Source organism: Cytobacillus sp. MT66, assembly GCF_058792595.1.
Genome location: NZ_JBXAFB010000002.1, coordinates 445,376 through 457,778, shown reverse-complemented (window position 1 = coordinate 457,778; position 12,403 = coordinate 445,376). Strand labels below are relative to the sequence as shown.

15 protein-coding genes are annotated in these 12,403 nt (G+C 41.2%); all 15 read right to left on the bottom strand.

All coding sequences use genetic code 11. The annotated features are described in order from the left end of the window. Window positions 1-30: 30 nt before the first annotated feature. Entirely contained in the window at window positions 31-789 is a 759-nt protein-coding gene (locus tag AC1Q59_RS05610; RefSeq protein ID WP_492364809.1) for a threonine/serine exporter family protein, read from the bottom strand. 167 nt (window positions 790-956) lie between these two features. Further along, a complete protein-coding gene (locus AC1Q59_RS05605; protein WP_492364808.1) occupies window positions 957-2,153 on the bottom strand; it encodes a chromate transporter in 1,197 nt (398 codons plus the stop codon). A gap of 14 nt (window positions 2,154-2,167) precedes the next feature. Further along, entirely contained in the window at window positions 2,168-2,476 is a 309-nt protein-coding gene (locus AC1Q59_RS05600; RefSeq protein WP_492364807.1) for a PadR family transcriptional regulator, read from the bottom strand. 193 nt (window positions 2,477-2,669) lie between these two features. Further along, window positions 2,670-3,701, bottom strand: a complete 1,032-nt coding sequence (locus AC1Q59_RS05595) for a PAS domain-containing sensor histidine kinase (RefSeq protein WP_492364806.1) — start codon at window positions 3,699-3,701, stop codon at window positions 2,670-2,672. Next, window positions 3,694-4,149 (bottom strand): GAF domain-containing protein, encoded by a 456-nt coding sequence (locus tag AC1Q59_RS05590; protein WP_492364805.1) that lies wholly within the window; start codon window positions 4,147-4,149, stop codon window positions 3,694-3,696. Before AC1Q59_RS05590 ends, AC1Q59_RS05595 begins: the two co-directional genes overlap by 8 nt. A 15-nt stretch (window positions 4,150-4,164) precedes the next feature. Next, window positions 4,165-4,818: a response regulator gene (locus AC1Q59_RS05585; protein ID WP_492364804.1), complete on the bottom strand. Its 654-nt coding sequence runs from the start codon at window positions 4,816-4,818 to the stop codon at window positions 4,165-4,167. A 201-nt stretch (window positions 4,819-5,019) separates the two neighbouring features. After that, window positions 5,020-5,670: a sensor histidine kinase gene (locus AC1Q59_RS05580; protein WP_492364803.1), complete on the bottom strand. Its 651-nt coding sequence runs from the start codon at window positions 5,668-5,670 to the stop codon at window positions 5,020-5,022. 16 nt (window positions 5,671-5,686) lie between these two features. Then, window positions 5,687-7,192 (bottom strand): nitrate/nitrite transporter, encoded by a 1,506-nt coding sequence (locus tag AC1Q59_RS05575; protein ID WP_492364802.1) that lies wholly within the window; start codon window positions 7,190-7,192, stop codon window positions 5,687-5,689. Then, on the bottom strand, window positions 7,185-7,472 hold the full coding sequence (locus AC1Q59_RS05570) for a hypothetical protein (RefSeq protein WP_492364801.1): 288 nt from the start codon (window positions 7,470-7,472) through the stop codon (window positions 7,185-7,187). Before AC1Q59_RS05570 ends, AC1Q59_RS05575 begins: the two co-directional genes overlap by 8 nt. Continuing rightward, on the bottom strand, window positions 7,459-7,770 hold the full coding sequence (locus AC1Q59_RS05565; RefSeq protein ID WP_492364800.1) for a hypothetical protein: 312 nt from the start codon (window positions 7,768-7,770) through the stop codon (window positions 7,459-7,461). The genes AC1Q59_RS05570 and AC1Q59_RS05565 overlap by 14 nt, the downstream gene beginning before the upstream one ends. A 5-nt stretch (window positions 7,771-7,775) precedes the next feature. Continuing rightward, on the bottom strand, window positions 7,776-7,961 hold the full coding sequence (locus AC1Q59_RS05560; protein ID WP_492364799.1) for a hypothetical protein: 186 nt from the start codon (window positions 7,959-7,961) through the stop codon (window positions 7,776-7,778). After that, window positions 7,951-8,478 carry a QcrA and Rieske domain-containing protein gene (locus tag AC1Q59_RS05555; RefSeq protein ID WP_492364798.1) on the bottom strand — a complete coding sequence of 176 codons (528 nt, stop codon included), beginning with the start codon at window positions 8,476-8,478 and terminating at the stop codon, window positions 7,951-7,953. Before AC1Q59_RS05555 ends, AC1Q59_RS05560 begins: the two co-directional genes overlap by 11 nt. An 11-nt stretch (window positions 8,479-8,489) precedes the next feature. Continuing rightward, complete coding sequence (locus AC1Q59_RS05550; RefSeq protein WP_492364797.1) at window positions 8,490-9,047, bottom strand: 4Fe-4S dicluster domain-containing protein; 558 nt, start codon at window positions 9,045-9,047, stop codon at window positions 8,490-8,492. Beyond that, window positions 9,048-11,216: a molybdopterin oxidoreductase family protein gene (locus AC1Q59_RS05545; RefSeq protein WP_492364796.1), complete on the bottom strand. Its 2,169-nt coding sequence runs from the start codon at window positions 11,214-11,216 to the stop codon at window positions 9,048-9,050. Next, window positions 11,203-12,288 (bottom strand): hypothetical protein, encoded by a 1,086-nt coding sequence (locus tag AC1Q59_RS05540; protein WP_492364795.1) that lies wholly within the window; start codon window positions 12,286-12,288, stop codon window positions 11,203-11,205. Before AC1Q59_RS05540 ends, AC1Q59_RS05545 begins: the two co-directional genes overlap by 14 nt. Window positions 12,289-12,403: the final 115 nt, after the last annotated feature.

Genomic DNA, 12,403 nt, shown 5'->3' with positions numbered 1-12,403 from the left:
TAACGTATAAAACCCAGCTGCTGGTTAACCTTAGCTCATAAAGGCAACAACAACAGCAACCCCAGTTCCAATGGCGCAAGCTGTTAAAAAAGCCTCTGCTCCCTTTGATAAGCCAGCTATTAAATGTCCGGCCACTAAATCTCTAACAGCATTCGTAATCACGAGGCCCGGAACAAGCGGCATCACCGAACCGATGACAATTTTATCAAACTGGGCACCAATCCCTGTCATGACAAAAAGGTAGGAACTGATTCCAATGACAAGGGCTGCGATGAATTCGGAGAAAAATTTAATTTTCACTGCCTGCTGCACATAGATAAAACAGATAAAACCTAAGCCCCCTGTGACAACAGCAGGGATAAAATCATTCCACAGGCCCATAAACATCAATAAAAAACAGCCGCTGGATAGTGCTGCTGCCAGAATCTGCTGGTATATTGGAAAAGCATAATTGGCTGCTTCAATTTCTTTGAGCCTAGTTAATGCATCCTTAGCGTTCAAATCCCCGCTTGCTATTTTTCTAGAGATGCTGTTAACCAATGTTACTTTATAGAGATCTGTCGTCCGTTCAGATATTCGGATAAATTTTGCCGGCTCTGTGCCATCAATCGAAAAAATAATTCCTGTGGGTGTTACGTAACTATGTGATTGAGGAATGCCGAACGATGCGGCTATTCTTGTCATCGTATCCTCCACCCGATAGGTCTCAGCGCCGCACTGCAGCATGATTTTTCCTGCCCGCAAGCATAAATCAATGACTTCAAACGTGTGAGGTAATTTATTTTCCATAAATCATACCCTCCCGCTTTTATTTCTAATTTTAACCAATACCGTTTACTTACTATAGATGGAAAATGGTATTTTTGCAACCATTCATTTTTTTATGTAAAATTATTTTTCAAAAACATAATTAATAAAAAAACACTGCCTTTTCGGCAGCGTTTTCGGGCATTTCATTATAAGATTGATAAAATCCATCCGCCAACGGCCCCTGCTAATACAACAATCCAAGGAGGCAGTTTCCAGTACACCAGCATACTGAATAAAACTGCAGCAAATGCAAAATCAATCGGAGCTAGGATCGAGCTGATCCAAATCGGATGATAAAAAGCAGCAATTAAAATGCCAATAACTGCAGCATTTACACCCATTAATGCTCCTTTAATCTTCGGATTTTTCCGTAATAAGTCCCAAAACGGCAGTGTCCCTAAAATAAGCAGAAAAGCAGGTAAAAAGATAGCTAATGTTGCTAAAAGTCCGCCCTGCCATCCATCCATTACGGCACCAAGGTAGGCAGCAAAAGTAAATAAAGGTCCAGGTACAGCCTGTGCCGCTCCGTAGCCAGCTAAAAATGCTTCTTCACTCAAGAATCCCGTTGGTACAAATTCCCGTTCTAATAATGGTAAAACAACATGACCGCCGCCAAAGACTAAAGAACCCGAGCGATAAAAACTATCAAAAATGGCAATCCAATGGTGTGCTGTCATTTCTCTTAATACCGGCAATAGGATCAGCAGTCCAAAAAACAGGACTAAACAGCCGGTGGCAAACCCTTTAGAAATAGGGACCTTAATGTCTGTATCTTCGGTGCCGTTATGATCCTTATAAAAAAGATAGCCTAAAAACGCAGCGATAAGAATAACCCCAACCTGTGTGAAGGCTGTTTGCCATAAAAGCACGGCAACTAAAGCCAGCAAAGCAATTGCCTTTCTTTTCAAATCTGGTGTAAGCTTTTGTGCCATTCCTAATATCGCCTGAGCTACAACCGCAACTGCTACGATCTTTAATCCGTGTATCCAGCCGGCATCGGAAACATCTAATCCTTGAAGAATTAAAGCAAAAAGGATAAGAGCAATAACAGATGGCAGCGTAAACCCAATAAAGGATACGATTCCACCTAAAACACCTGCCCGCATTACCCCGATCCCAATTCCAACCTGACTGCTTGCCGGTCCCGGGAGAAATTGACATAAAGCAACTAGATCCGCATAGCTTTTTTCATCCATCCACTTTCTTCTGCGGATATATTCATTATGAAAGTAGCCTAAATGAGCGACTGGACCGCCAAATGAGGTTAATCCAAGTCTTGTGGAAACGAGAAGAATCTCTAAAAGAGCGCTTAATCCCCCGTTTGTTTTCTTTTCTTTCACCATCTCACCTTCTTTATTTAGTCTTTTATTTCTTTAAAAAGCTCATAAGCCTTTTTCCTGGCATCATCTAGAATGTCATTCCCCTTTTCAGTCGTGCGGTAGTATTTTCTAATTTTCCCTTCTACATTGCGGTCTTCTTTACTCAACAGTCCATCTGATTCCATGGAATGCAGGATTGGATATAGTGTACCGGAGCTAATATTGTAGCCATGTTCCTTCAGCTCATCGACCATCCACGCACCATAAATAGGATGTTCCTTTGCGTGATGCAAAATATGTATGTGGATAAAGCCTAGAAATAACTTCCGCAATACTTTATCCTCCAAAATAATCACCTCCCAGCGATATCGCATTTCAATATCGAAAACCGATAACGAAATTCTACTTTATAAAATCAGCATTTTCAATCCGTGCTCTGCAAAATTTACATGATCTTTACAATTCTAATTTAATTTCATGGACAAAAAAAGGCTCAGTTATAAAACCGAACCTTTAAGATTAGACACTATGTTCAACTTTTTAATCAACTGGTACTTCCATTATTATTTTTGTGCCTCTGCCTTCTTCTGATTGAATTGAGACAGTCCCATTGGCCGCCCGGGCTCTTTCTTCCATACTGAAAAGCCCTACTCCCCGCTCCATTTTTTCCGGATCAAAGCCTTTTCCCTGATCTTCTATCACAAGGCGGACAACATTGTCTATTTCACGAATGATAACGGATGCCTCATCTGTTTCTGCATATTTACGGATATTTGTTAAGCATTCCTGAACAATACGGTAAATCGTTATCTCCTTATTGGAGCTTAGACGATTTTTCAAATGGCAGTCAAAATGGACATTAATTTTATAATGTTCTGCAAAACGAACCAAATAGGAGCGAATCGCAGGGACCAATCCAAGATCATCAAGGACTGATGGACGCAGCTCCCAGGAAAGACTGCGCAAATCCTCAATAATTTCCGTTGACTCATCCAGTAATTGCCCAATTAATGGGTGATTAACTTCTGCCTGCAGACGCTGGAGAGTGATAAGATGACTGTAAAGATTTTGACCAATTCCGTCATGAAGTTCCCTTGAAAAACGCCGTCTTTCCTCTTCCTGAACATCAATGATTCTTGTCATCATCCTCTGCAGTTCCTCTTCAATCCGCTTTCGTTCTGTAATTTCATATCTAATTGCTAAGTATTTAGCTGGTTTTCCGTTTTCATTTAAAAAAGGAACGATAGTCGTATCTACCCAATAAAACGTCCCATCCTTGGCCAGGTTTTTAATTTCTCCCCGCCAAACATTTCCAGAACCAATAGTCCGCCAGAGATCCTTCATAAATTCCTTTGGATGGTGTCCTGAATTAATAATCCGATGGTCTTTGCCAATCAATTCCTCTTTTAGGTATTTAGATACCTTGCAAAACTTTTCATTCACATACGTAATGATTCCTTTTGAATCGGTAAAAGCAACGATCGTTGATTCATCAAGTGCGTATGATAAATCGGTTAAATTAGAATCATATGGAAGCCGATTTCCCTTTTGTGTCTGCTGAATGTTATTCATTATCTCCTCCTGAAAACAAGCCCTCTATACTGCTTTCGATTTTTTTCACTTCCTGGTTAACCATATGCTGTTCTTGTTCTGTCATTGGAGCACGGCCTCGTCTCCCAACAAGCAATACCCCTTTTGGTTTTCCTTTATAATAAATGGGTGCCGCATAGGCATGAAGCAGTCCTTCAGCCAGCATAATTGGATATTCTAAGGCTTTGCCTGTAATGCCCTCAGGAAAATGGCTGATGATGATTGGGCTACCCGTTGAGATAACCTTTCCAGCAATTCCCTTCCCATACCGAACGGTGATTCGTTTATACTTTTCATTCCTGTTTCCAGCTGCATGATGCCATTGTACATCAGGGCTTAACCTGTTCTGTAAGGCAATGCCTGCAAAATCTGCGTCAAGTTTAGCTAAGATGGCTTGACATACTTTTTCCATTTCGGCTGATCGATTCAACTTGGTAACATTCCTTTATATTCCATAACCTAATAACCCCTTTTTCAAGGCATATTCAACAAGCTCTGGCCGCGTTTTCATCTGCAGCTTTTCCATGATTTTTCCTTTATGCGATTCAACAGTTTTTACACTAAGAATAAGCTGCTCGGCAATTTCCTTATTTGAAAAACCCTTTGCAATATATGTGAGGACTTCCTTTTCCCGGTCTGATAATAATTGAAACGTATCCGCATTTCCATGTTTGACACCAGTAATATATTCTTCCATTAAACGTTTTGTGGCGGATGGATGGAGGTAAGCCTGTCCTTCTGCCACCGAACGGATCGCACCAAGAAGTTCATCGTGCGGGGCACTTTTTAAAATACAGCCGGATGCCCCTGCTTGAATGGCTCTGAATAAATATTCTTCATCATCATGCATGGTAAGGATTAATATCATCGTTTCAGGCAAAAGCCTTTTTAATTCCGCAGTGGCAGACAGACCATCTTTTCCATGAGGCATGCTTAAATCCATAATCACTACATCTGGTTTTAGCTCAAGTGCTTTTTGAATTCCTTCATTCCCTTCAGAGGCCTCACCAACAACCTCAAGATCCGGATGATTGTTCAAGAGCATCTTCAAGCCCATTCTTACCACGGCATGATCATCACAAAGCAGTATTTTTAACAAGACATCTCCCCCAAAAGTATTTTCGATTTTCTTATATCTAACTTGTTTAAGTTGTTTTTTATATGTCAAGGTATTTTAACATATTTTCAAAACATAGGATAATAAAAAAAGGATTGCGCTATGCAATCCCCATTTTTATTAACAAATTCGTTGGCGGATATTTCAATTAATCAATTAATATATCCCGCAAACTCCGCGGATTTATATCGGAAGATAAAGATCAATCGCTGTTCCTGCGCCGATGGAGGAAGTAAGAGTCCATTCCCCGCCGATCAATTGCATCCTTTCTCTCATGGCAGCAAGGCCCATTGATTGTTCCTGTACTTTCCCTACATCAAATCCTTTACCCTGATCACATATGCTCACCGCTAAATAACCTTTCCCCCATGTGAATGTCATTTCTGCCTTGGCCGTATCTGCATATCTGGCAATATTGGCCAGTGCCTCCTGACAGACTCTGAATAATGTTATTCTTTTTCCGTATGATAATGGCATTTCTTCCCCTGATACCTTGAAATCTATTTCTACCCCAAATGTTGACGTGTAAAGCTTAAGATAACTTTTCATTGCAGGAATAATTCCCATGCTTGTTAAGGCAGGCGGATGCAATTCGACAGCAAGCATTCTAATTTCTTGAATGGTTTTTTCAAGCTGCTCGGCCATGTCCCCCACATAGCCTTTAATCGTGTCATCTTTAGCAGCTTGCTTAATAAATCCCAATCCAGTATAAATACTGTATAAAGTTTGCCCAACTCCTTCGTGAAGCTCACCGGCAATCCTTTTGAGTTCGTCCTCCTGGGATTGAATAATATATGCAGTGACATTTTTTTGTGCTGCCTCTTTGCTACCCATCCGCCTGTCCTCCCTATTAAGCTTCTTTGATCTGTTTTCCTGTCATATCACTTAGCATCCCTGCATATTGGACAATATCCCCTGCATCGTTTTTGATTGCGCTGATCGTCAGCCATTGCAAATAAAGGGAGCCATCTTTTCGCTTATTCCAAATTTGTCCCTGCCAGAATCCTTTTGTTCCAATAGAATGCCATAATTCCTCATAAAAATCATTAGATTGTTTGCCAGATTTTAAGACACTAGGGCTTTTTCCAATTACTTCCTCTTCGCTATATCCTGTTACAACTGAAAAAGCTGGATTTACAGAAATAATTTTCCCATGAATATCGGTGACCATAATTCCTTCTGCTGTGTAATCAATGACCTGCTTAGCTAATTCCATTTTTCCATGGTAATACATCCAAATAACCAAAATTAAACTTGCTAATGCGACCTCAGACAAAGCCATGAAACCAATAGCATAGTGGCCATTTATATTGAATAAGACAGCGAGGATGATTGGCGGAAAGAATCCTCCTAAACCTCCCATGGCAGATACTATCCCGTTGACAATCCCTGCCTGCTTTTGAAAATACATTGGTACTAGCTTAAAGATGACACCATTTCCAATTCCCGCACAAAAAGCAATGGTTAAGCATCCAAAAGTGTACCAGCCGATTGAAGGTGCAAAGGAAAGAATCATTGCTGAAATGGTATAGATACCGAAAACAAACATCAGCAGTACAAGAGAATGAAAGCGGTCAGCAAGCCAGCCGCCAATCGGTCTCATCAATGTAGCAAGAACGATAAACCCGGCTGTTCTTACTCCTGCATCTACCTTATCCAAGCCAAAATTCTCTACCAAGAAGTTAGGCAAATAAATCGTGAATGCAACAAAAGAACCGAAGGTAATAAAATAAAACAAGCTTAACAGCCATAGTTTTTCATTTTTATAGACACCTTTAATTTGCTGTAAAAGCGGTGCATTCACCTTTGTTTCCTTCTTATCTCCTAAAAAGAAGTTCGCAGCAATGAAGATTGCAAGAACAGCTAAATACAGCTGGATAGTAAATGACCAGCCCATTTTTGTGGCAATAACAGGTGCGGCAAAAGTTGAAATCGCAGTCCCTAAATTCCCTGCACCATATATACCGTTAACAAATCCATGCTTTTCCTTTGGATAATATTTCGGAAGTGACGTAACCCCAACTGAGAATACCGCACCGCCGACACCCAGGAATAACCCGCCGATTAGCAGATCCATCAGCGAATTTGCGATACTGATATAATAAACGGGAAACAGCAGCACAATAAAACTAATCAAAAAGATTTTTCTTGCTCCAAATTGGTTGGCATAGTATCCGAGCGGGATCCGCAAAATCGAGCCAAGGATTACCGGAATAGCTGTTACGAGCGCCAGCTGATTGGCCGGGATGTCAATATCCTCTTTAATAAAAGGCAGCAGGGATGAAATTAGTACCCATACCATAAAGCCGACGACAAGGTTTAAAGTTTGTAATGGAAGCTGTATTTTTCTATGCATCCAAACCACTCTCTCTTCTAATTACATATTTAAGTCCTGTTTGCTGATCAACCGCTGTCCATTCGCTGTCGTTCATGGTGACGGCTGCGGTTAATGGAACAGCAAAAAATGTACGGCGGTCAAAGTAAATGCGCAGATGAGTTTTATCGGGACAAAGCTCTGTTTTGGCAATTTTCTTTTGCAAGAACGGTGCCTGATCCTCTCCCTGTTCGTCTAAAATAGCTACCTCTGCATTTTGTAAAATAAATGTTTCCAGTATTTTCATTTCAATGGGTTCCACAGCTGCCGCACCCTCTCTTTGCCGGATAGATAAACATTTTATAGCCTTGGAGATAGGACCAAAAAGATTCATCGGCGTGTGTTTCAATGAATTCGATGGTTTCATCCTCTGATGTCCATCTGCTCATGCCCTTGACCTCAGCCACAACTATTTCTGCACCATTTTCGATTTTTTCTTCTAAGTACCAATTCAAGCGTATCCCTTTAAAAAGCTCCGTCAGCAGCTGATCAATTTCTTCTGAGAAATTTCCTGCCGCTTCTCTTATAAAACAAAAATCAAGATATGTTTCACTGTTCATTTGCTTCACGCCTTCTTCAACTTTTTGTACGCCAATAGCGCGATGGGAAAGAGAATGATATTTAATCCACAAAATATAAGTGTATTGACATAGTTTTCATAGAAATATTGATGAACCATTTTCTGCGTAAACACGATATTCAAAAATAATATGACAGCAACAACAATGACTCCCAGATAGCTACGCTTCATATCGTTTCACCCTTACTGCATAAACCGCGCCGTTTTCAACCTTCACCTGAATTTCCGGCAGCGGACGTCTTGGCGGGCCGGCTGTCGGTGCGCCTGTCTGAACATCAAACTTGCCATGATGGCATGGACAAACCATTTCTCCCTGATCCTTTACCCAAAACACTGGACAGCGGAGATGTGTGCATGCATTTTGATAGGCGACATATTTATTTTCGGACAGCCTGATCAATATCGCATCATCGTGCTCACCGGGAAAAGTGAAATCAATGGATTCGCCAACAGCTAATTTACTGATATCCGTAATTTTTTTATGCTGGTATTCTTTCTCTCCCAGTCCCATTAACTCTTTGGCTGCGACTGCTCCCCATGGGAGAGAGGAAATCGCAAATACCCCAGCCGCACCAACCAGTGTTTTCATAAAGCCTCTGCGATCTAGCTTTCTTTCATTATTTCGGTTGATATTATGAGTATAATTGTCTTCTTTAAAAGGAATTTGATTGTTTTTATCAGACGGCATTCCTATCACTCCTAAAATAACTTCGTAATACCCTGTAATATTCCAGGCAAGTTTACTTTTACATTTGTTTCGCCTTCCAGTGCCATGCTTGTAACCCATTTTCCATTATCAAGGTTGAATTGATTTTTCTTATTTTCGATTTCTTCATCTGTCAGCCACTGAATCGTGTTTGATGGACAGACACTTGCACACATTGGCGGAATGCCGTCTTTTGAACGGTCAATACATAAATCACATTTGTACATTAAGTTTTGTTCCGTATCAAATTTCGGGATTCCATATGGACAGGCAATCGTACAATTCTGACAGCCGATGCATTTTTCCACAAGTGCCGATAATACTGCCCCTGTTTCATGGATTTGAATGGCTTGAGCCGGACAGCTTCTCGCACATGCCGGATTGACACAGTGCAGACACATTAGAGGCATGGTCTGTCTATTTACTAGCGGATTGACATCATACACATAGTTCCGGTTTCTTTGCTCATGCCCCCCGCATTGCGTACATGCTGCTAAACAGGAGCGGCATCCTATACAGTTTTCCAGTTCTAAATACAGCCTCTTTTTCATTTACTGCACCTTCTTTAATTCAAGTTTTTCAATTTGGGCAGCACATGCCTTGAACTCTGGCATTCTTGAAATCGGATCAAGTGCTGCAATCGTTAATAGATTGATAGATTCTTCGTGACCAAAATGATACGGGACAAAAACAGTATCTTTTCTGATTGCTTCAGTTATTTTCACTTTATAGATTGCTTCGCCTCTTCTTGTAAAAAGACGAACACGTTCTTCATGGTTAATATCATATTTTTCCGCTGTTTCCGGATGAACCTCCACAAACGGTTCTGGACACATATCGTGCAGAAATGGAATTCTTCTTGTCTGGTTTCCTGATAAGTAATGGTAAACCACACGTCCGGTTGTTAAGCGAAGCGGATATTCCTGATTCGGTTCTTCAGCTGGCGGACGGTATGGCAGTGCACAAATCTTTGCTTTTCCATCTGGATGATAGAATTTTTTATCAAGGAACATATGCGGATTTCCTTTGTCATTTTCATCACGGCATGGCCAGAACACGCCATCTTGCTTATCGATTTTATCCCAAGTGGCCCCATAGTAATCGGCATATCCGCCCTTGCTTGCCAAGCGGAACTCATCAGCAACATCCTTGGCTGTCTTCAAGTGTGAAAAATATTTCCCTCTTCCTAAACGCTCAGCAAGCTCCACTTGCATTTGCCAGTCAGGCTTTGATTCGCCAAGCGGTTCTTGTGCTTTATTAATTTTAATAATGCGTCCCTCGATATTTGTAACGGTGCCTTCATCCTCAGACCATGTCACAGATGGAAGAACTACATCGGCAAATTCAGCTGATTCAGATAAATAAAAGTCTGCACAAACCATAAAGTCTAATGAGGTAAGTGCTTTTCTGACAAAGTTTAGGTTTGGCGCGGATACTGCCGGATTTGAGCATAGTAAATATAATCCGCGAATCGTTTTTTGCTCCATTAGCTCAAACATCTCATAAGCTGAAACACCTGGCTGCGGCATTTCCTCAGGCGTAATTCCCCAAACCTGACATACCTCTTCTACATGCTTTGGGTTCGTCAATTTACGGTAGCCTGGCAATAAGTCTGCTTTTTGGCCGTGTTCACGCCCGCCTTGTCCATTTCCTTGGCCGGTAAATGTTGCTACACCTGACTTAGGCCGGCCGATTTTCCCAGTGACAAGTGCCATATTCGTGTAGGCTGATACATTATCCACACCTTTATGCTGCTGCTCGACACCACGTGCAAACATCACCACAGCATTTGGCGCCATTCCATATATTTCTGCTGCACGGATAATTTTTTCAGGAGCCACACCCGTTAGCCTGCTAGTATATTCAGGAGTAAATTCCTTCACAAGCTCCTTGGTTTCTTCAAAGCCATTTGTATGATTATTAATAAATTCTTCATCAGCATAGCCATTTTGAATAAGCAAATGTAAGATTCCGTTCGCTAAAGCAAGGTCTGTTCCCGGGCGCAAATCAAGATGAACATCTGCTCTTCTTGCCAATGGGGTTTCACGCGGGTCAGCAACAATTATGTATCCGCCTCTTTCCTGGACATTCCAGACACGGAACATTGAAGTTGGATGACATTCAGCTGTGTTACTTCCGGCAATAAATAGGCAGTCTGTTTCATGTATATCTGTCCAAGGCAATGTCGATCCGCGGTCAACGCCGAAGGAACGAAGGAAACCGCCGGCTGCGCTTGACATACAGAAGCGTCCGTTGTAATCGATATAACGAGTTCCTAGTGCAACACGGGCAAATTTACCAGTTAAATAACATTTTTCATTTGTCATTGAAACACCGCTGAATACTGACAATGAATCTTTGCCAAATTCATCTTGCAGTTTTGTAAAGTTCTTTGCGATCAGGTCGTATGCTTCTTCCCAGCTTGCTTCACGGAAACCTTGTGTGGTTCCTTTTAATGAAGCATCATCCCGAATAAGTGGTTTTAAAATTCGGTCCTTATGATTTGTCTGCTGGTAAGCAGTGACCCCTTTCGGACACATTTTTCCAACGGTAACCGGCCAGTCATAGCGTGGTTCCACGCCAACAATTTTATTAGTCATTGTATTTACTCGTAAATTCATGCCACACTGCATACCGCAATAGCTGCAATGTGTTTTTACTAATTTTTCATTTGGATGAATTACATTATCTATTTCTTTAAAAAACTTATCCCTTTGCATTCTGATTGGCCTCCTTGACTCTTACCTCGTGGGTTGGAAAACCGGAAAATTGTGCAATCCGGTACTTTCTGCGGCATGGAAGGCACATTTCAGCTAAGTGGTGGCCTTCACTTGTTTTAAAATGGATATCGTTTACATCGAGCACCTCGATGACATCGGTTGATTGTTCAACAGAGACAAAGCCTTCTCCGCAAACTTTGCATTTTTTTGTTTCTTGTTCTGCGTAATGGTCGCGATAGTTTCTTGCTAACACACTCATTGGACGGAATGGAATATGTGCAAGCTTGCCAAACGGCAGATAAATCAGTGTCATGATAACGGACCACTGGTGAATCATTGACATAACCGGCTGACCCCAGCCATGTAAAAAGATGTTCATAAAGGTAAGCAGTAAGCCTGTAATACTGACAAACAGCAGCATATATAATGGCAGTAAATCATACATGAACTTTTGTTCTGCTCTCGCCTGCAGATTTTTCATCCGGCGGTATAAAGCCATGCACACCCCTGCAATCACCATCACCGCCGTAATGTTTAAGGCATTATAGGAAAGATTTGCGATAATTCCTTCTGCTGGGACCGTCATTACTTTCATGCCCATAGCGATAATGTTGTAATATCCATTGTCATCCATCGTAAAGTACATCCAGCCAAACACCAGCGGGAAAGTAACGAAGCAGGAAAGGATACATCCCCAGCCGATTAAAACGTGCTGGGTCCATCGGTAAATTCCCCTATTCCAAATGAAATTGTAGGTTGCCAAATGTTCAACAGATGTTTTTGGTGTTGATTTTCTAAACAGAAGCTTTAAGCCTTTTTTAATGATGATCTTTGTTGGCGGCCTCTCTCCCCAAGAGATAAAACGGTAAAAGAACCCTCCTAGAAAAACAATGGTTCCAACCATATAGCCATATAGGTTTAAATCCACATGTGTAAACATTCTCGTACCGATAAATGTTAAAATAGCCAGCCCCAAGATTGCTAGAAACATAGACTTGGCAAATTTAGAAGCAAAAGCATTATTATATGAAGAAACTCGCTTCTCTTGTAATGCTGCAGCTTTTACCTGCATACTAACTCCTCCTCAAACGATTAACTTATCTTTATTGTAGAATAAGCGTGATTTTTATCACATCGGGGGAACCCCCTATCTTGAGGCTAAAATCCCCTTAATTTCATCGGGGAAA

What these genes read in the sequence shown, in the direction of transcription:
- AC1Q59_RS05555 (WP_492364798.1), bottom strand. Translation starts at nt 8,478, where the DNA reads ATGCCGTCTGATAAAAACAATCAAATTCCTTTTAAAGAAGACAATTAT.
- AC1Q59_RS05550 (WP_492364797.1), bottom strand. Translation starts at nt 9,047, where the DNA reads ATGAAAAAGAGGCTGTATTTAGAACTGGAAAACTGTATAGGATGCCGC.
- AC1Q59_RS05540 (WP_492364795.1), bottom strand. Translation starts at nt 12,288, where the DNA reads ATGCAGGTAAAAGCTGCAGCATTACAAGAGAAGCGAGTTTCTTCATAT.
- AC1Q59_RS05575 (WP_492364802.1), bottom strand. Translation starts at nt 7,192, where the DNA reads ATGCATAGAAAAATACAGCTTCCATTACAAACTTTAAACCTTGTCGTC.
- AC1Q59_RS05595 (WP_492364806.1), bottom strand. Translation starts at nt 3,701, where the DNA reads ATGAATAACATTCAGCAGACACAAAAGGGAAATCGGCTTCCATATGAT.
- AC1Q59_RS05580 (WP_492364803.1), bottom strand. Translation starts at nt 5,670, where the DNA reads ATGGGTAGCAAAGAGGCAGCACAAAAAAATGTCACTGCATATATTATT.
- AC1Q59_RS05565 (WP_492364800.1), bottom strand. Translation starts at nt 7,770, where the DNA reads ATGAACAGTGAAACATATCTTGATTTTTGTTTTATAAGAGAAGCGGCA.
- AC1Q59_RS05610 (WP_492364809.1), bottom strand. Translation starts at nt 789, where the DNA reads ATGGAAAATAAATTACCTCACACGTTTGAAGTCATTGATTTATGCTTG.
- AC1Q59_RS05545 (WP_492364796.1), bottom strand. Translation starts at nt 11,216, where the DNA reads ATGCAAAGGGATAAGTTTTTTAAAGAAATAGATAATGTAATTCATCCA.
- AC1Q59_RS05605 (WP_492364808.1), bottom strand. Translation starts at nt 2,153, where the DNA reads ATGGTGAAAGAAAAGAAAACAAACGGGGGATTAAGCGCTCTTTTAGAG.
- AC1Q59_RS05560 (WP_492364799.1), bottom strand. Translation starts at nt 7,961, where the DNA reads ATGAAGCGTAGCTATCTGGGAGTCATTGTTGTTGCTGTCATATTATTT.